Source organism: Rhizobium arsenicireducens, assembly GCF_964021225.1.
In genome coordinates, this window is the sequence record NZ_CAXHYK020000001.1 from 2463761 (window position 1) to 2483331 (window position 19571).

General features: G+C 62.4%; 14 protein-coding genes. 4 read left to right on the forward strand and 10 right to left on the reverse strand.

Annotated features, from left to right (window positions below; translation table 11 throughout):
- Window positions 1-6 precede the first annotated feature (6 nt).
- Both modA and ACWPVA_RS12355 read right to left on the reverse strand, forming a co-directional pair.
- The gene (modA, locus tag ACWPVA_RS12350) at window positions 7-810 is read right to left on the reverse strand and encodes a molybdate ABC transporter substrate-binding protein (protein ID WP_454287976.1); all 804 of its coding nucleotides are present in this window, start codon (window positions 808-810) and stop codon (window positions 7-9) included.
- A gap of 247 nt (window positions 811-1057) precedes the next feature.
- Window positions 1058-3676 (reverse strand): DUF1217 domain-containing protein, encoded by a 2619-nt coding sequence (locus ACWPVA_RS12355; RefSeq protein ID WP_454287977.1) that lies wholly within the window; start codon window positions 3674-3676, stop codon window positions 1058-1060.
- Between the two features lie 272 nt (window positions 3677-3948).
- Between ACWPVA_RS12355 and ACWPVA_RS12360 the strand changes: the two genes are divergently transcribed.
- The gene (locus tag ACWPVA_RS12360) at window positions 3949-4515 is read left to right on the forward strand and encodes a DUF6101 family protein (protein ID WP_454287978.1); all 567 of its coding nucleotides are present in this window, start codon (window positions 3949-3951) and stop codon (window positions 4513-4515) included.
- Window positions 4516-4616: 101 nt separating this feature from the next.
- On the opposite strand, the gene ubiA is transcribed toward ACWPVA_RS12360, so the two are convergent.
- From ubiA to ACWPVA_RS12375, 3 genes are all read right to left on the reverse strand, one after another.
- Window positions 4617-5570, reverse strand: coding sequence for a 4-hydroxybenzoate octaprenyltransferase (gene ubiA, locus ACWPVA_RS12365; RefSeq protein ID WP_454287979.1), 954 nt, complete (start codon window positions 5568-5570; stop codon window positions 4617-4619).
- 79 nt (window positions 5571-5649) lie between these two features.
- On the reverse strand, window positions 5650-6906 hold the full coding sequence (locus ACWPVA_RS12370; protein WP_454287980.1) for a class I SAM-dependent methyltransferase: 1257 nt from the start codon (window positions 6904-6906) through the stop codon (window positions 5650-5652).
- Between the two features lie 148 nt (window positions 6907-7054).
- Entirely contained in the window at window positions 7055-9370 is a 2316-nt protein-coding gene (locus ACWPVA_RS12375; protein WP_454287981.1) for a Tex family protein, read from the reverse strand.
- 166 nt (window positions 9371-9536) lie between these two features.
- On the opposite strand from ACWPVA_RS12375, the gene purD reads away from it, so the two are divergent.
- The 3 genes from purD (at window position 9537) to ACWPVA_RS12390 (ending at window position 13682) form a co-directional block, all read left to right on the forward strand.
- On the forward strand, window positions 9537-10802 hold the full coding sequence (gene purD / locus ACWPVA_RS12380) for a phosphoribosylamine--glycine ligase (RefSeq protein ID WP_454287982.1): 1266 nt from the start codon (window positions 9537-9539) through the stop codon (window positions 10800-10802).
- A 124-nt stretch (window positions 10803-10926) separates the two neighbouring features.
- The gene (locus ACWPVA_RS12385) at window positions 10927-11403 is read left to right on the forward strand and encodes a plant virulence effector HPE1-like domain-containing protein (RefSeq protein ID WP_454287983.1); all 477 of its coding nucleotides are present in this window, start codon (window positions 10927-10929) and stop codon (window positions 11401-11403) included.
- Window positions 11404-11837: 434 nt separating this feature from the next.
- Window positions 11838-13682 (forward strand): methyl-accepting chemotaxis protein, encoded by a 1845-nt coding sequence (locus ACWPVA_RS12390; RefSeq protein ID WP_454287984.1) that lies wholly within the window; start codon window positions 11838-11840, stop codon window positions 13680-13682.
- 72 nt (window positions 13683-13754) lie between these two features.
- Here the strand turns inward: ACWPVA_RS12390 and ACWPVA_RS12395 are convergent, their stop codons facing one another.
- From ACWPVA_RS12395 to ACWPVA_RS12415, 5 genes are all read right to left on the reverse strand, one after another.
- Window positions 13755-14261: a DUF523 domain-containing protein gene (locus ACWPVA_RS12395; RefSeq protein WP_454287985.1), complete on the reverse strand. Its 507-nt coding sequence runs from the start codon at window positions 14259-14261 to the stop codon at window positions 13755-13757.
- A complete protein-coding gene (locus ACWPVA_RS12400; RefSeq protein ID WP_454289581.1) occupies window positions 14261-14539 on the reverse strand; it encodes a type II toxin-antitoxin system RelE/ParE family toxin in 279 nt (92 codons plus the stop codon). The genes ACWPVA_RS12395 and ACWPVA_RS12400 overlap by 1 nt, the downstream gene beginning before the upstream one ends.
- A 24-nt stretch (window positions 14540-14563) precedes the next feature.
- Window positions 14564-14806, reverse strand: a complete 243-nt coding sequence (locus ACWPVA_RS12405) for a type II toxin-antitoxin system ParD family antitoxin (protein ID WP_454287986.1) — start codon at window positions 14804-14806, stop codon at window positions 14564-14566.
- A gap of 337 nt (window positions 14807-15143) precedes the next feature.
- Entirely contained in the window at window positions 15144-17450 is a 2307-nt protein-coding gene (gene glyS / locus ACWPVA_RS12410; RefSeq protein ID WP_454287987.1) for a glycine--tRNA ligase subunit beta, read from the reverse strand.
- A gap of 187 nt (window positions 17451-17637) precedes the next feature.
- A complete protein-coding gene (locus ACWPVA_RS12415) occupies window positions 17638-19569 on the reverse strand; it encodes a DUF2207 domain-containing protein (RefSeq protein ID WP_454287988.1) in 1932 nt (643 codons plus the stop codon).
- Between the last annotated feature and the right edge of the window lie 2 nt (window positions 19570-19571).

A 19571-nucleotide genomic window follows, 5' to 3' on the forward strand; every position in this document is an offset into this window, starting at 1 on the left:
ACGATCCTAGTTGGTCCTGGCGAGCACGGTGAAGCCGGCGGCCGTGAAGATGGCATGGGCCTTTGCTCCCTGCAGGTAGGTGAGGAAGGCGGCGGCATCTTCGGCATTCTTCGCTTCCTTCAGGACGGCGGCGGGATAGACGATGGCAGGATGGCTCAATTCGGGAAAACGGTCCACGACCTTGACGCCGGTATCAGCTTTGGCATCGGTCTCGTAGACGATGCCGAGCGGCGCCTCGGCGCGCGAGACGAGAAGGAGCGCGGCGCGCACGTTCTCCGCTTGGGCGACCTTGTCCGCGACGCTGTCCCAGACGCCGAGATTTTGCAGGGCTGCCTTACCATAGGTGCCGGCCGGAACGGCATCGGTATTGGCCATGGCGAGATGGCCGCCGGCCAGAAGATCGGCCAGCGGGAAACCATCCGCGATCCTCGCTGTGGTGGCGGCATCCTTCGGCGCAACGAGAACCAGGCGATTGCCGAGCAGGTGGACGCGGCTGTCGCCCACGACAAGGTCCGCCTTGTCCAGATAATCCATCCATTTCAGGTCGGCGGAAATGAAGAGATCGGCCGGGGCACCCTCCTCGATCTGCTTGGCAAGCGCCGAGCTGCCGGCAAAGGACACGGAGGTCTCCTTGCCCGTCTCGGCCTTCCACGCTGCGGAGACCTCGTCGAGTACCTCCTTCAGGCTGGCGGCGGCGTAGACCGTCAACGAGCCTTCGGCAAAGGCGGCCGTGACCGGCTGGACGAGAAATGCTGCGGCGACCACGGCAATTCTTGCCAGACCAGGGAGCGAACGGCACGAAAAGAGCATGAAGACCTCCTAAAGCTATCGATATATCCAGTGAGATATATCGATAGCCGAAAAGGATGCCAGCGGCAAGAGACACGCCGAGCGCGTTTACGTTTGCTCTCGGGGCGATGAAAAGCCGCAGATCCGCGCCGATGGTACGGTTATGTTGGTCAGCGTGTGTGGGATCCGCGCATCGAATGCTGCGCACGCCGTTGCTTGACCAAGCCTCGCAAAAAGCCAAGCGAGCCAGCGACCGGCTCGCCTGGCTTCATCGCGCGCGTAGCTGCGAAATCGACATCAGCAGGTCGGCGCTTATGCCTGCGCTACCGCCGCCCATCAGGATCGACAGGGAGGGAGACGAGTTCACACCGTTTTCCAGATCGTACATGATGGTGAAGCGCCGCACCAGTTTGGCGAGTTTTTCCGGATCCGTCAGGTCAGAGAGATTCATATTGTTCTCGACCAGACGCGCCTGCTGATCGATGTCCATACTGCCGATCTCCTCCGGCAGGCTGAAGGTGGTCCGGAAGAACTCGAGAAGTGCCGGGTCGCCCAAGATGTCATAGGCCGAGGTGATGGATTGTGCCATCCGTTCGAAATACAGCGCAAGACGCACGCCGGCATTGTTGTTGCCCTCCTCCGCCTCGAGGGTCTGGCGCAGGAACAGGTTGAGCGCTTCGCGAACCTCCCCCGCCGTCTGAATGCCACCACTCGGGCTGCTCGCGACCCTGCCCTGCTCGTTGAAGTTGAACGATGCCAGGAGTTCGGCAAAGCGGCCATCCTTCTGCTCGTGGACGAAGCTCTTCGGGTCTCCGAGATCCGAGGTGAAGATGCTACGCAGGAAATCGTCTGACACCTTTGCGGGATCGAGCCCCTTGGCGACCAGAACCACATCGACCAGCCGCCGATCACCAAGAAATTCGTCCAGGCTCTTCAGACTGGACATGGTGTCCTGATAATACTTGGCTTCGACCTCGGCGTCCTTCTTGATCTTCTCCTTCTGATCATCGTCGGCGAAGCGAGCCTTCTGGACAATATAGTTCTTGGCATATTTCCTGATTGTGCCCTCGTCCTGCGCCATGGCGGGCCAACTCAGTTCGCCCTTTTCATCGAAATTGAACAAGCGGGCGAACTTGAGGTAGCGGTCGTCCTTTAGCGAATTGGCAAAACTCTTCGGATCGTCCAGATCGCTCATGAGAACACGCTTCATCGTGCGTGCGGAAATCTCGTCCGGATCGAGTCCGACGGCTTTCATGGCGAAGTTATAGACCGACCGCGTTTTTACCAGCTCATCCACCGTACGGATGCTGCCACTGTCGGTGTTGAAGCCGGCGAGCGCATTCTTGTAGGCAGCGATCGCCTTCTCGTCTGCCAGTTCATAGGCATCGTCGTAGCCGGAGAAATATCGGCTGGATGTCTGCGACAGCTGCTGTGCACTTTGCGCCGGATCGCCTGGCGCGAGGGTCCCATCCTCCTGAAAATTGAATGCACGGGCGAGCGCAACGAAATTTTCGTAGTTCTTGCTCGTTTTGTACTGCTGGTTCAGGTAGCTCGTCGGGTCGTCCGGATCGCTGGTCATGACGAACTTCAGCGTAGAAGTGACAACCGCGGCGCTGGTCAGTCCGAAAGCCTGCTTGATGTAGGAGACGATCCGGCTGTCAGCCAGCAGATCGGTGACGGTCGTGATGCCAGCGACCTTTGACTTGTAATACTCATCGTTGAGCAGTGCGCCGGTACGGGTGACGCGATCCTGACTGAAGACATAGAGATCAGTCGTCACTTTCATGGCGTCAGCCGTCTGCGCCGCACCAGCGGCCACTGTGCCATCGGCGGCGAAATTGAACGCATTGGCCAGTTGTTCGTAGACGGAAAAGCCGGCGATGGAGTTCTGCAGGCGGCTGTTGTCTTCCTTCAGCCTGCTGACGAGTGCGGTAGTCTCGGCGCCAAGTGGTGGCAGGATAGCATTATAGGCATCGATGAACCCCTGTTGAGCAGCAAGAAGCGATGGCAGCTCATCTGCATCAGCCACGCCAACCGCTGCATACATGGCCTGCAACTGGGCCTGAAGGGCGACGATCTGCTCATCAAGGGCAGGGATGTCGGCAGCCGGCTCGAGCTTCTGTGCCTGAAGATCGTCGATCTGCCCCTGGATCAAAGGCTGCTGATCCATGATGCTCTGTACGGCTGCAACCAGGCTGACGGCGAATGCACGGTCACTGACCGCGGTCAGCACCGTATTGTTGTCGGCAATCTGGCTCGTCACCGTAGCCGTCTGCGGTGCGATGACGGTGTTATAATAACTGGTTGGATCACTGACATCGCTGACCATCGCCCCACGCACGATGTCATAGCTGTAGTATTTCGTATCGATGCCGTAGGCCGTGAGCACATAATTGCGCAGACGGTCGTTCCGCAGGAAGGTATCGACATTGGTCGTGAGGCCAACCATGGCCTCATAGTAGCGCTTGTCCTCGGCCAGCGTCACATCCAGATTGGCGATCGAGGCATTGTAGAGACCAATCATCTCGTCGGTCTGCGCATCCGTCTGCGGAAGCTTGGTCGAGCCGGCAAAGGAAAAGGCAGCCGCGAAGTTGCGGTAGCGATCGTCCGTCAGCTTGTTTGCGTAGCTGTTCGAATCGCCAAGGTCGCTTTCCAGAACCTTGCGCATGAAGGCCTTTGCATAGGTCATATCCTCCAGCCCGTGGGCCTTCATCGCGAAGGAATAGAGCCGGTAATCATCGAGGAACTCATCGATCGAGGTAACGCTACCTATGTTTTTCTCATAGTAGGCCGATTCGCGCGCGACCTGCTGGTCCGCGGCAGTTCGATTGAGGCTGGACTTGATGTCGCGCACGACGAGATCATAGCTCAGAAAGGTCGAAACCATGGGGACCGCTCACCTGAAAAACGAAATATCACAATCTTCGCAGATCCTGCCGGACGAGGCTTGTCCCGGGCTGACACGCGCCCTTCGTGTTCACGTTTAGGAAACCGTGCCGAATTCGAAAGCGCTAACCATTTGAGCCGGCAAAGTTTTTTTAACCGCGATTTTTAAGCTGTCTCTCAGGGAAGCGGGGCTACCTTCCGCTCCAGAGGACGAAAAGTCCCGATCAGACGAGCGCATGACGCACTCTCGGGTAAAACAAGGGTAGCATGAAGATGACGAACACGGTTATGAAGCCCGCATGGGCAGGCGCGACGTTGCGACTGGATCCGTCGCGGTTTCCGCAACAGGTGACCTACGCCGCACGCGGGGCCTCTGGTGATGTGACGATAACCATCGACGAACGTGGTGCCGTGCTGCGCAAGATTCTCGCCTCGAGCGGCCTGCCCCTTTCATTCGCCTTGCCGGCGCGCGCCTTCAAGGGCGTGGCTGCACGGGCGATCGACCATGGAGACGGGGAAGTGACCGTTACGCTCGAACTGCACCACGAGGATCCGGAGCTCTGCATCCCGCTTCTGGTTGCCCATGACATTTGCGACATCGCCGCCGACTGGCGCGGCTGGTCGGATGCCTTCCGCATTCCCATGCTGATGGTCGAAGCCGACGGCGTCGCACGACCTCTCGAAGAGCATCTCGGCGAGGTACGGGCCCGCGAAGCGCAGCCGCGCCGCCGCCACTCCTATTTCGCCGAACGCCGCCCGCGCTTCCTGGTACGCCGCACGACCGGCAAGCTCGGCGTGACGATGAAGATTTCCGGCAAGGAAATTATCGCCCGCAACTGATCCAGGGCATCTCCAGAGGCGCACCCGTTAAATTCGGAGAAACAGAAAACGGCCCGGACATGCCATCCGAGCCGTTTTCTGTTTCGCAATGGGACAGAAGGTCAGGCGAAGGGCAGCGCCGCCAGAAGTCCGAGGAAGAGGATCGCTCCGACCTTGTTGTTGAACTTGAACAGCGCCAGGCATTGGGCCGGATCGTCGATGTCAAGCACGCGGATCTGATAGGCGAACATGCCGGCGGCGACAGCCAAGCCGGCATAGGCCAGAACACCGACACCGGCGAGGGCAAAGGCAACGAACAGCAGGAACAGCGTCAGGCCATAAAGACCGATCAGCCAGTGCCTCGTCTTTTCGCCGAACAGCCTCGCAGTCGAACGGACGCCGACCAGCGCGTCATCCTCCTTGTCCTGGTGCGCGTAAATCGTGTCATAGCCGATCGTCCAGGCGATCGCCGCTCCATAGAGAAACAGGCTTGCAAGCGACAGCCAACCGGCCAGCGCCGCCCAACCCATCAGCGCCCCCCACGAGAAAGCCAACCCAAGGAAGAACTGCGGCCAGTCGGTGAAGCGCTTGGCGAAGGGGTAAATGGCGACGATGAGCAGCGAGGTGATGCCGAGTACAATGGCAAAGCGGTTGAACGACAAGAGCACCACTAGGCCGACCAGGGCCTGCGCCACGAGAAAGAGCTTGGCCTGACTCCGCGTCACACGGCCCGACGGCAGTGGACGCGAACGCGTGCGGGCCACCGCCATGTCGATCTCTTCGTCGACGAGATCGTTATACGTGCAGCCGGCACCGCGCATGGCGACCGCGCCGACGAAGAACAGGAGGAGGTGGAAGACGAACAGCAGGACGCTCAGTTGTCCTCGCTCCGCCAGCACATTGGCCGCCAGCGCCGAGGACCAGAAACAGGGCCACATCAGCAATTGCCAGCCGATCGGCCGGTCCCAGCGGGCAAGCTGCGCATAGGGCCAGGCGGCGGGCGGCAGGACCCGGTAGACCCAGTTGTCGGATGGCGCGTCAGCAACGCGCCCGTTGTGATCGGCGGCGGTTTTCATGACCGGATTGATAGAACAAACTCGGACCCAAGGGAACCGCGCTTTCGCTTTGCAGGCAGCAGGCGCCGGGCGCCGGCATTCAGAACGCAATCTTCTCCAGCGCCGGACGGGTCGTGTCGAAGGCTGCGAGCGCCCTTTCCCGTTCTGTGATGTACTGCCGATTATCCGGGACCGCTCCATTGCTCTTCGACAGTTGCATCTGGAAGATGAAGAAGTTTTCGTGGGTGAAGGCCATTTCCGAGCCAGCGAGATAGAACTCCCACATGCGCACGAACCGCTCGTCATAGAGTGCAGCCGCCTCTGCCCTTCGGGCGAGGAAGCGCTCGCGCCAGAGGCGCAGCGTCCGGGCGTAGTGATGCGGCAGGATCTCGATGTCGCGCACCAGCAGGCCGGCCTTTTCCACCGCCGGCAGCACCTCGGCCAGCGAGGGGATGTAACCGCCGGGGAAGATGTACCGTTCAATGAAGGGATTGGTGAAGCGCGACGGATAGGGCTGACCGATCGAATGCAGCACCATGACACCGTCATCCTTCAACAATTCGGCGGCCTTGCGGAAGAAGGCTGCGAAATTGCCCCGCCCGACATGCTCGAACATGCCGACCGAGACGATCCGGTCGTAGGGCGCCGCCTTCATCCTGCGGTAGTCCTGCAGCTCGAAGCGGACGCGATCGGCAAGGCCGCGCTTGTCGACACGTCCGCGCGAGACCCGCAATTGTTCGGTCGAAAGCGTGATGCCGTCGACCGTGACCTTCGAGGATTCCGCCAGATACATGGCCATGCCGCCCCAGCCGGAACCGATTTCCAAGACCCGCTGCCCCTCTTCCAGCAGCAGCTTGGCTGCGATGTGGCGCTTCTTGGCGACCTGCGCCTCGTCGAGCGAGATGCCTTCGGGATGGAAATAGGCGCAGGAATACTGCCAGTCGGCGTCGAGGAACAGATCGAAAAGCTTGGCCGACAAGTCATAGTGATGGGCAACGTTCTGCCGATTGCGGTTGACCGGCAAAAGTCTGCGCAGCTTGGATGCTGCGTAGCGGACAAGACCGCGCCAGATCATGCCGAAGGTCAGGTGCTCGGACAGCGTGTTCGACTTGATGAGTGCCATCAGCTGGTAGATGTCGCCGGCCTCAACGGCCATGCGCCCGTCCATGTAGAGCTCGGCGAGCTTGAGCTGGGGGTCGGCATAGAGCTCCAGCTCCGCCTCCGCGTCAGCGAAGCGCAGGGCGATCATCTCACCGCTGCCATCCCCGAAAATGTCGCTTCGACCATCCGCGCCGGTAATCTGCAGCGTGCCTTTGCGGACAATCCTGTTGAGCAGACTGCGTAATGAAGAGGTCATGCATACCCCCGAAATACGACGAGCTTCCACAAATGCGGCAAAATCTATCGCGTTCCTGACCGGAGACAAGCGTTAGTTTGTTATAGAAGCTTCATATTTATTGAGGCATGAGCCTGGAGAGACGCCGATCGGCCCCTCCCCGGAGACCTTATTTCTTGCGCATCGCCTCGGCCAACGCGGCCCCCAGGCCGCCCATCGCAGGCGTTTCCGCCTTGGCAGAAGGCTTGGCATTGGCATGACGCATGGCACCCGGACCGCGATTTTCGCGGGCGGACGGCGGCGGGGCCTCGCCGCCATCCTTGCGCATGGTCAGCGCGATGCGCTTGCGCTTGACGTCGACCTCGACCACACGGACCTTCACCACATCGCCGGCCTTCACCACTTCATGCGGATCCTTGACGAAGCGGTCGGCGAGCTGGGATACGTGCACGAGGCCATCCTGATGCACGCCGATATCGACGAAGGCGCCGAAGGCAGCGACATTAGTGACCGTTCCTTCGAGCATCATGCCGGGCTTCAGGTCGGTGATCTCGTCGATCCCGTCGGCGAAGGTGGCGGTCTTGAAGCTCGGGCGCGGGTCACGGCCGGGCTTCTCCAGCTCGGCGATGATGTCCTTGACGGTCGGCAGGCCGAACTGCTCGTCGATGAACTTCTTCGGATCGAGGCCCTTCAGGGTGGCGCTGTCGCCCATCAGCGTGCGCAGGTCGCGACCGCAGGCGGCGACGATCTTCTTGGCCACGCCATAGGCTTCGGGGTGAACCGAAGAGGCGTCGAGCGGTTCCTTGCCGTTCGGAATGCGCAGGAAGCCGGCGCATTGCTCGAAGGTGCGGGCGCCAAGCCGCGGAACCTTGAGCAGATCCTTGCGGCTCTGGAAGGGGCCGGTCTCGTCGCGATGGGTGACGATGGCTTCGGCGATCGAGCCGCCGAGACCCGAGACGCGGGCCAGAAGCGGCACGGAAGCCGTGTTGAGATCGACGCCGACGGCGTTCACCGCGTCTTCGACGACGGCATCGAGCGAGCGACCGAGCCGGCCCTGATCGACGTCGTGCTGGTACTGGCCGACGCCGATCGACTTCGGCTCGATCTTCACCAGCTCAGCCAGCGGGTCCTGCAGGCGGCGGGCAATGGAGACGGCGCCGCGCAGCGACACGTCGAGGCCGGGAAATTCCTTGGCGGCCGTCTCGGACGCCGAATAGACCGAGGCGCCGGCTTCCGAGACGATGACCTTAGTCGGCTTCGGCGCGGTGGCCGGGAACTGGGCCAGCATGTCGGCGACCAGTCGTTCGGTCTCGCGGCTGCCGGTGCCGTTGCCGATGGAGATCAGCTCGACATTGTGCTTGCGGATCAGCGCGGCAAGCTCGGCCTGGGTGCCGCGAATGTCGTTCTTCGGCGGGAAGGGATAGACGGTCGTCGTCTCCAGCACCTTGCCGGTGCCATCGACGACGGCGACCTTGACGCCCGTGCGGATGCCCGGATCAAGCCCCATGGTCGGGCGCGAGCCGGCGGGGGCCGCGAGCAGCAGGTCCTTCAGATTGCGGGCAAAGACGTGGATCGCCTCTTCTTCCGCCCGTTCGCGCAGGTCACGCATCAGGTCGAGCGACAGCGAGACGGAAAGCTTGACGCGCCAGGTCCAGCCGGCGACTTCCATGAGCCACTGGTCGGCCGGTCCTTTACCGGAGATGTCATATGCGAGCGCGATGGTGCGCTGCGCCGGCTTGACCGGCGACGGATCGTCCTTGTCGACCTCGATCGACAGCGTCAGCATCTCCTCGTTCCAGCCGCGCAGCATGGCGAGCGCCCGATGGCCGGGAACGGTTGCCCAGCGCTCAGAATGAGCAAAATAGTCGGCGAACTTCTCGCCGGCCTGCTCCTTGCCGTCGACCACCTTGGAATAGAGGATGGCGCGGTCCTTCATGTCGTTGCGCAGGCGGCCGATCAGGTCGGCGTTTTCCGAGATCGCTTCAGCGACGATGTCGCGGGCGCCTTCCAGCGCCGCCTTCACGTCCGGCACCTCGGCCGTGATATAAGCCTCGGCCAGTTTCTGGGGATCGGCAGCCCGGTTGGCCCAGATCGCCTCGGCCAGCGTCTGCAGGCCCTTTTCGCGAGCGATCTCGGCGCGGGTGCGGCGCTTCGGCTTGAAGGGCAGATAGATGTCTTCCAGTTCGGCCTTGGTGGCGACCTTGAAGATCTTGCCCATCAGTTCGTCGGTCATCTTGCCCTGCGAGGTGATCGATTCGACGATCGCCTTGCGGCGGGCGGAAAGCTCGCGCAGATAGGTCAGGCGCTCGGCCAGATTGCGCAGCTGCGTGTCGTCGAGGCCGCCGGTCACTTCCTTGCGGTAGCGGGCGATGAAGGGCACGGTCGCCCCCCCGTCCAGCAGTTCTACGGCAGCGATCACCTGCTCGGGGCGAGCATTGACCTCGGAGGCGATGATCGCGGCGATGGATTTGCTGTCGTCGGCCATAGGTATTCTCCAGATTTGCGAGCGGCGAACATAGCCGCGAACGCGACGAAGGCAAGGAAACGCGTCTGCGCTCCACAGGAATGCAAATGTTCCGGGTTTTTTCTTGACCTTTTGCCCCCCTGCCCTTAACCGCGCAGCTAATCCCAAGGCATTTGGAGGGCGGGCGATGAAGGTTCTGTTGATCGGTTCGGGCGGACGCGAACATGCTCTCGCCTGGAAATTGGCGCAGTCTCCGCTTCTGACCACGCTCTACGCCATTCCCGGCAATCCGGGCATTGGGGAACATGCAACGCTGGTGCCGATCAGCGCTGACGACCTGGACGAAATCCTCGCCTTCTGCCGCGGCCACGAGATCGACTTCGTCGTTGTCGGCCCCGAAGCCCCGCTGGTCGCCGGGCTTGCCGACCAATTGCGCGCCGAGGGCTTTGCCGTGTTCGGCCCGTCGGCGGCGGCCGCCCAGCTCGAGGGCTCCAAGGGCTTCACCAAGGACCTCTGCGCCCGCTACGACATCCCGACCGGCGCCTATCAGCGCTTCAACAATGCGCCGAAGGCCAAGGCCTATGTGCGGGCCCAGGGTGCGCCGATCGTCATCAAGGCCGACGGGCTTGCCGCCGGCAAGGGCGTCACCGTGGCGATGACGGTCGACGAAGCCCTTGCCGCGATCGACGACTGCTTCGAGGGCGCTTTCGGCGAGGCCGGCGCCGAGGTCGTGGTCGAGGCCTTTCTCGACGGCGAGGAAGCGAGCTTCTTCTGTCTGTGCGACGGCCAGACGCTTCTGCCGCTGGCGACCGCACAGGACCACAAGCGAGTCGGCGACGGCGACACCGGCCCCAACACCGGCGGCATGGGTGCCTATTCGCCAGCCCCGGTCATGACCCCTGATCTGGTCGAACGCACCATGAAGGAGATCATCGAGCCGACCATGCGCGGCATGGCGGAGATGGGAACGCCCTTTTCCGGCGTGTTCTTCGCCGGGCTGATGATCACGCAGAAGGGTCCCGAACTGATCGAATACAATGTCCGCTTCGGCGATCCGGAATGCCAGGTTCTGATGATGCGGCTGAAGAGCGACCTGCTGGAATTGCTGCATGCGACCGCCACCGGCCGGCTGCACGAGGTCTCCGCCCAGTGGCGGGACGAGACGGCGCTGACCGTGGTTCTGGCATCAAAAGGCTATCCTGGCTCCTACGAGAAGAACACTGCGATCCGTTCGCTGCCGGAAGCAATGGACGGCGCCAAGGTCTTCCACGCTGGCACGGCGCTGAAGGATCACCAGCTGGTTGCCACCGGCGGGCGGGTGCTGAACGCCACCGCGCTCGGCGCGAGCGTGGCGGAAGCCCAGGCGGCGGCCTACCGGCTGGTCGACACGGTCGAATGGGACAACGGCTTTTGCCGCCGCGATATTGGCTGGCGAGCAATCCGCCGGGATTGAACACCAAAAACGTCCCGAAAGCCGACAGAAAAGCCGAGATTGATAAAATTTGAACGACCGGCCTGACCGGATGGCAATAATCGCCGCGTAAAGCTCTCCTCGAAAGCAATTCGGGGATTTCGTCATGCGCAAGCTTATTCTGACCGCCGCGCTTCTGTTCGCCACCGGCCCGGCACTGGCGTCATCGATCGAGGTGGTCGGCAGCGCCAGGGCTATTGGCTCCAGCATCTTCGTCATCAGCTGCACGGACTGCCCTGCGCTGAAAGCCGAGAACGATGAGAAATCCTACAATGTTCCGCAGATCGCGCCTGGCACCCAGTCGGCCGAAATCGTCGAGGTTGACGGAGAGCGCAGGCTCAAGCGCGCCGAAGCCTGGCTCGGCGGTTCGCCGGTCGTCTTCATCAGCAAGGCCGATGGCTGGACCACGAACGGCAGCGTCATTGCCGCCGCAAGCGTCGGGCCGGCCGATGGAATCGACGTCGAAGCAACCACCGCTGCAGTGCCAGAGACCACGACCTTGGCACCCGTCGCGGCATCGCTGACCGACCCCGCCGCAGCCAAGTCCCTCGACGTCACGACATTCGAGCTGCGCGTCGATTGATCGCATCCGGCTCCCTGCCCCAACCCAGCCACACGATCCGGGCTGCGCGGGCCTTCCGCTGGAAATGCGGGACAGCCGCCTCGGCCTCACCGGGGCGTTTGGTTTTCATCAAGAATCCGGTCCCCGGCTTTGAGTTCGCCAGAGACTGGGAGCGCCGCAATGCGCAAAACCATGTTCGTTGGACAGAGGCATAACATCCTGGACCGCAGCCCAGCCCGCACTGCCAACTAAATTACACTCACCTCATAAATACCCCATTACTATAAGTTCTTAGGATTGATTTATAGTGGACAGGACATAGTTCAAATTTTAAGGACTTCGCTGCATCCTCGCCGGATAAACCGGTGGCAGCATGACGCACGCGCTGGCGAGCGCACAAGAACCTCGCAGGATCGGTAGAACACCGACCGGATCATTTAACTGAGCGAGGATCTATGAAAAACCTGAGAATTTCCCACCAACTCTTCCTGTTGATCGGCGCCCTGATGGTCGCGTTCGGCGTGGCCACCTATTTCCAGATCAAGACTGCCGCTGAATCCATCTATGCCGAGCGCTACGATATGCTTCGCACCCAGGTGGAATCCGGCATTGCCATCATCAAGGGCTATGACGAGCGGGTGAAGTCGGGCGAGATGAGCCCGGAAGAAGCCAAGGCCCAAGCCTTCAATACGCTCACCTCGATCAAGTATGAACCGAACGGCTACCTGTTCGGCCTAGATTATGACGTGACCATGATCTTCCACCCAGTCCAGAAGCAGGTCGGCCTTGCCCAAAAGGGGCTGCCCGACAAGATGGGCAATCTTTTCCGCGAGGAGATGATCGAGAAGGCGCAGAAAGGCGGCGGCGTCACAGAGTATTATTGGGAAAAGCCCACCGACCCGAATGGCGACGTGTTCCTGAAAGCCGCCTACAGCCAGGCCTATGAACCCTGGAAGATTGTGGTCGGCACCGGCGTCTACATCGACGACCTGCAGCTCAAGATCAATGCCATGATCTGGAAGGCCGTGATGATCGGCGGCGCCGTCTTCTCCCTTGGCCTGATCGCCGCCTATCTTGTGATCCGCGGCATCACCAAGCCCTTGACCGCCATCCACGGCGCGCTCGGTGCCGTTGCCGACGAGAATGTCTCGATTGCCATCCCGCACACCGACATGGGCAATGAAGTGGGCATGATGGCCAAGGCGACGCAAGCGCTGCAGGAAAAGGTGCGCGAGCGCCATGCCATGGCCCGCCGGCAGGAGGAACAATCCCGCGAGCTGGATGCCGAGCGCAACCAGAATGCCGAAATGCAGCAGGCCGAAGCCGCCCAGCAGGCCCGCGTCGTCTCGACCATTGGTGCAGCCCTCGAAGAGCTGGCCCGCGGCGACCTGACCGTGCGTTGCGGCGAACTCGGCCCGAAATATGCCGCCCTTCGCGACAATTTCAACGACGCCTTGTCCCATCTCGAGGCCGCCATGGCCAAGGTCAATGCCAAGGGTGTCGACATTTCCGGTTCGAAGGAAGAGATCCGCCGCGCCTCCAACGAGCTGTCGCAGCGCACCGAGCGCCAGGCCGCCAACCTGGAGGAAACCTCGGCGGCTCTCGATGAGCTGACGGTTGCCGTGCGCCAGACGGCCGAAGGCGCCCATGAAGCCGCCAAGCGCGTCACCTCGGTCAGCACCGAAGCCTCGCGTTCCGACGCGGTCGTTGCCCAGGCGATCGGCGCCATGAGCGGCATCGAGCAATCCTCGGCCGAGATCACCAAGATCATCGGCGTGATCGACGAGATCGCCTTCCAGACCAACCTGCTGGCGCTGAACGCCGGCGTCGAGGCCGCGCGTGCCGGCGAAAGCGGCAAGGGCTTTGCCGTGGTTGCCCAGGAAGTGCGAGAACTCGCCCAGCGCTCGGCCGCAGCCGCCAAGGAGATCAAGGAACAGATCTCCAAGTCGTCGTCTCAGGTCGAGAACGGCGTGCAACTGGTCGGCGAGGCCGGCGAGGCGCTGAAGCGCATCTCCGACCAGATCAAGGCGGCGAGCGACATCGTTACCAAGATCGCGCACTCGGCGTCCGAACAGGACACCACGCTGCGCTCGATCTCATCCTCGATGAACCAGCTCGACGCCGCGACCCAGCACAATGCGGCCATGGCCGAGGAAACCACGGCATCCGCCGAGGCGCTGGCCAACGACACCGAGGAACTGCTGAACCTGATCCGCGGCTTCCGCGTCTCCGGCGCTGGCGCTTCGCACTCGGCCGCCGCGCTCGGCGGCATGGCCCAGCAGATGCGCCGCGCTAGCTGAGACTTCGCTCAACCAGACAACAAGAGCCGCCGGGGGAAACGCCGGTGGCCTTTTGCATTTATGGCAAGAGGTTCAGCAGGCGGCCTCTGCGCCACCGTCCAGATGCGCGACCAGGGCGTCGATCTCGCGATCGGAATAGACAGCTATCCCGGCTCGGCGCATGAAGGCCGCCGTGACACCAAGACCCGGATGCCGGACACCGGAAAAGCTGCCGTCGTAGATGAAGCCGGAGCCGCAGGACGGGCTGCCGTCGATCAGGAGCGCGAAGGCGCAGCCGTTCGCCCTGGCAAAGTCCACCGCCTTGCGGCCACCCTCGACGAAGGCGGTCGACACATCGCGCCCGGTGCTCTCGACCACCCGCGCCCGGCCCTCGATCACATCCTCGCCGTCCATGCCACCCTCGATCTCGGCCGGCGGGCGCGGCGTGGGCAGGCCACCGGCCTGTTCCGGGCAATAGCCGACGATCCGGCCTTCGGCCTGCCAGCGGGCGATTGCCGGATGATGAAGCGGCTTGCCCTTGCCGTCGTAACGGACCGGGCGGCCGAGGAGGCAGGCGCTGATGAGGATCTTTGGCGGCATTATTCTTCGCCAAGATGTCGGCTGACATCGCTTTTTTCGTGAAGGATCCTGATCACATCGACCCCGTCTTGCCCCGCCTCCACATAGAAAATCAGATGATGCGCCGCGTGAAAGCGCCGATAGCCTTGGCGGATGTGGTCCACTTTCCGGCCGATCCCCGGACTGCCCGACAGCAAATCCAGCGCATGCACCAGTTCGACAAAATAGGCTTCCGCTTGTTGCGGCGACCAAGTGCGGGCAGTGTAAGCCCCAGATCGCCTCCAGGTCTTGTTCCGCAGCCGGGCTAAGCCTGTAGGAGGCCATCACGAATGGCGCTCACGCATCCTTGCGAGGAATGCCGCTTGATCGAACGGCCGGGGTTCGCCGCTACGCTCACCTTCGATCAACGCCTCGCGCAACCATTCGAGTCTCGCCTGTTCCTCTTCCAGCAGTCGCAATCCGGCCTCGACGACGGCCTCGGCCGAACTGAAACGGCCGCTTTCCACCTGGCTGTCGATGAAGCTGTCGAAGGGCTCGCCGATCGTGACGTGAACTGGCTTGTTCATGGATTGCTCCCAACGGAATTGCCGTGCACAGGCTAACACAAGATCGAAGCCCGGACAAAACGTCTCGCCGCGCGATATTATCTTGCCCTTCGCTTCAGGCTCAGGGCGTTCGGCGCTCCAATCGGGCCGCTGGATCGATTGGTCCCGCGGACGCGGGACCGCCCTGCCCGGCCCTTCGCTTTGGGCTCAGGGCGTTCGGCGCTCCAATCGATTCGCTGGATCGATTGGTCCCGCGGACGCGGGACCGCCCTGCCCGGCCCTTCGCTTTGGGCTCAGGGCGTTCGGCGCTCCAATCAATTCGCTGGATCGATTGGTCCCGCGGACGCGGGACCGCGCCTCACCCCACGATCTTCGAGAAGTCGGCGACGGTGCCGGTGGCTTCGCGGATGGCTTTCAGCAAAGCGAGACGGTTGGCGCGGATGGCGGCATCGTCGTCGTTGACCAGCACGTCGTCGAAGAAGGTGTCGACCGGGGCGCGCAGCTTCGACAGCGCCTGCATGGCCGAGCGGAAGTCCTCCCTGGCCACCGCATCGGCGGCTTCGGCGCTGGCCGTCCTGATCGCGGCAAAGAGCGCCTTTTCGGCATAGAGCGTCAGCAGGGCCTCCGACACGCCATCGGCGATCACGGTGCCCTTTTTCTCTTCGGCGGCCAGAAGCTGGGTGGCGCGCTTGGTGCCGGCGAGAAGGTTTATGCCATCCTCGGAGGTGATGAAGGCGGTCAGCGCTTCGGCGCGGCGGGCGACCATCAGCAGTTCGTCTGCCTCAGGGGTCAGCACCGCATCGATGATGTCGTGGCGGGCGCCCTGGTCGCGCAGGTAGACCTTCAGACGGTCGTGGAAGAAATCAAGCATCGATGACGTGATTTCTGAATTATCCTCGACGACAATTCTACCTTCCCCACCGCCGAATACCTTATCTCGATATTCACCTGCTTCACTGACCAGTTCGGCTAATCGCTTCGACTGTTCATACAGGCGGTTTACCTTTTGCGCTGCAAGAACCTTTCCGCTCAAGCTCAATATTGGAGCCAAACTAATCCGAATGCCCTTCTCCAAGATCATCCGCACCACGCCGAGCGCCGCACGGCGGAGCGCATAGGGGTCCTTCGAGCCGGTCGGCTTCTCGTCGATCGCCCAGAAGCCGGTGAGCGTATCGAGCTTGTCGGCGAGCGCGACCGTCAGGCCGACCTTGTCTTCCGGCAGGCGATCGGAAGGTCCGTTCGGCTTCCAGTGATCCTCGATCGCGGCCGCGACGGCGGCGTCTTCGCCCTGCAGGAGCGCATAGCGGCGGCCCATCAGGCCCTGGAGTTCGGGGAATTCGCCGACGGCTTCGGTGCGGAGATCCGCCTTGGCGAGCACCACAGCGCGGTCGACGAGCGCTGCGTCGGCACCGACGATCGGTGCCAGTTCGCTCGCCAGCGCGCGGATGCGGGCGACGCGCTGGCCTTGCGTGCCGAGCTTGGCGTGGAAGGTGACGTTCAGCGCGTCGAGCTTGGCCATGCGCTGGTCGAGCGGCTTTTTCAGGTCGAGGCCGAACTTTTCGGCCGAGGCCTTCAGCGTGTCGAGATCCGGCAGGTCGCCCTGGTCGCGGGTCCAGAAATGCTTGGCGTCCGACAGGCGGGCGCGCACGACCTTGCCATTGCCGTGCATGATTTCCTTCCCGCCATCCTTCGCCTCGATATTGGAGACGAGCACGAAATGGTTGGAGAGCTTTTCCGTCTCGCCGTGCGGGCGGGTGACGAAGCACTTCTGGTTGGTCTTGATGGTCAGCCGGATGATCTCGGCCGGGATGGCCAGGTAATCCTGTTCGAAGGTGCCGAGCAGCACATGCGGATATTCGACGAGGCCGGAGACTTCTTCCAGCAGGCCTTCGTCTTCGACGAGATCGAGGCCGTTGGCGAAGGCGAGATTGGCGGCGTCCTGGGCGATGATCTGCTTGCGGCGCTCGGCGTCGAGGATGACCTTGGCCTTTTCGAGGCTCGCGACATAATCGTCGAAGCGGCGCACGGTGATGGCATCCGGTGCATGGAAACGGTGGCCGTAAGTGACATTGCCGGCGGTGATACCGTCGATCTCGAAGGGGATGACGATGGTTTCGTCATGATCGGTGCCGAAGGTGCAGACGATCGACTGCAAGGGGCGCACCCAGCGCAGCGCTTCCGAGCCCTTGCCCTCGATGCCGGCAAAACTCGAACCCCTGGGCATGGAGGCGGCACCGGAGCGCATCGATTTCGGCCAGGGGAAGGTGCGGATGATGCCCGGCATGACCTCGGCGACGATCGCGTCGGCCGCGCGGCCCGGCTTGTCGAGATAGGCGACATAGAAGTCGCCCTTCTTCGGATCGGTCTTGACGATCGCCTGGTCGATGGAGGAAAGCCCCGCGCCGCGCAAAAAGCCGTCGATCGCCTGTTGCGGCGCGCTGACGCTCGGACCCTTCTTCTCTTCGCGGATATCAGCCGACCGGGCCGACAGGCCGCGAATGTCCAGCGTCAGCCGGCGCGGTGTCCAGTATTCCCGCGCACCCTCGTAGTGGAGGCCGGCCTCGACCAGCGCGTCGGTGACGAGCTTCTTCAGATCGCCGGCCGCCTTGCGCTGCATGCGGGCGGGAATCTCTTCGGAGCGGAGTTCGAGCAGAAGATCGGGCATGTTCTCTTTCCTCACCCTCCCCTTGAAGAGGGAGGGGCGGACCGCAGGTCCGGGGTGCGATGACAAAAAGCTAGCCCCTGCTAGCAAAATTTGCCCGGTCCGCACAATCGTGAATTTGGCATGGAGAGTGTGAGATCATAGAAGACGGCGACCGGATCACCCCTACCTGCCGGGGCGCCGTGGGTCCTCACCACCCTCCCCCGCCACCGCCACCGCCGCCGCCGCCCGAGGAGCCTCCGCCGGAGGAGAAACCGGAGGACGAGCTTTTGGGCGGGGCCGGGATGGTGGAGGCAATCGTCGAGGCCATGGCGGACGAGAAGCCGCCGATCCGGCCGCCGAAATCGCCGGGATGGGCGCCGTGATACCAGGCCGGCTGATAGCTTGCGGCAGCAGCCCCCGCGGCCGCCGAGGCAAGCCAGGTCTCGAAGGTGCGCGTCCAGGGCTTTTCGACGCCAAGCGCCACCGCATAGGGCAGAAGCGTCTCGAAATGCTGCGGCGACATATTTGGCGCGCCCCGCATGTTCAAGCGGTCCTTCTCCGCGAGCGTCATATAGGTGCGCAGGCCCTCGATGCCGTCCATGAGTTTGCGCCCGACCGGCGTCGGCGCGCCCATCAGGAAGAAGAACAGGGCATTGAGCAGCACGATACCGCCGACGCCGATCAGCGCGGGGATCTGGTGGGTTTCGGCAAAGTCGATGAAGACGGCCAAGAGATAGAAGCCGGCCATGGCCAACGCCACGAAGCCGAGGATGGCCAAGCCGACGATCGAGATGATCCGGACGATCAGTGGCGAACCCCGCTGCACGCCTGCACCAAGACGGACCGCAAAAAACGCCATGAACAGTCCAACCATGATCGGCGCAAAAAGGAGACCGATCGTGTCTTCGGTCAGCGACCCGAAGATCAGCAGGACAGCGAGTGCCGCGACACTGAGAACGACCCCGCCGACAATGTGACCGATGTTGGCCCGATAGTATTTGCCGCTGTGTTCCTTTTCGATCGCGCTGCGAAACTTCTTGCCCACGGTCTGGACCCGTTTGCCATTCGCCTTGTCGATCGTCAGGCTGTTCCCAGGCTCGCCAAGTGAGGCGATCAGGCTCGCCTGACCGGCCGGAAGCTTGCCGGCCACCGGTTTATCGGTGCGATGGACGACGATCGACTTGTCAAGATCATCGAGCACGACGTAGCCCTTGACCGCAAGGTCGAGCAGCGAGGCGGACAGCGCCGTCCAGCCTTCACCGGAAAAACCCTTGTTGTCGATGTAATTGACCAAAGCCGGGGAAATGCCGTCGGGCGGATCCCAGCGCGGTACCATGACGCCTGCGGCAGGATCACGGCCAACAGCCATCCATGACCGTAGATAATAGATGAAGACCGCGGCAAGACCGCCAAGCCCGAGGATGGCGTTGATGTTGTCGCGCAGCCACCACAAGATGCCCTGCTCGCGAGACGGCGCTGCGACGGTTCCTTTGGGCAGACCGACGACGATCGTCAGACCCTCGCCGATGCCGAGACGTTGGGTGGTTTCGAAATAGGGTCCCTCCGCCGTCATTTCATAACGCGCATCGGTGGCGGTCGACCCCATGTAACCGGTGTAATAGGCCACCTGCGTGGGCCGGACGTCGCCCGGCAGCGTCACGCTGGCAGAAGCATTCAGGATGGGAAAACGCCAGCCGTTGCCGGTGACGTTCCAGTATAGTTCGTCATGATCTTCGAAATAACGGATCTGCCGCCCGGTCGTATAGGTGATGGTGTAGGTGTAGTCACCGGGGTTGAGGAAGACGTCGGCGGAGCCCGCATAGATTCGGATCCCGCCGGCGATGCTCTCGGTGTGGTACTCCTCCGGCGCGCCATCGCGCTCGACCGAGACGAGGTCGAAATCAACCTCGACACGACGGCCCGAAGCATCCTCGGCATAAAGCGGGAAGTCGCGGAAGATGCCCCGCTTGATCTCCTGGCCTTCGGCGGCGACCTCTATGGTCTCGGTTACCGTCAGAGTACCGTCAGCCGCTACATCGATATTGGCGTGATAGTCGCGGATGACCTCGGCGGCCAAGGATTGACTGGCCGCAGCGACAAGGACGAGGACTGCTGTCAGCAGGCGGAGCACCATATTCATGA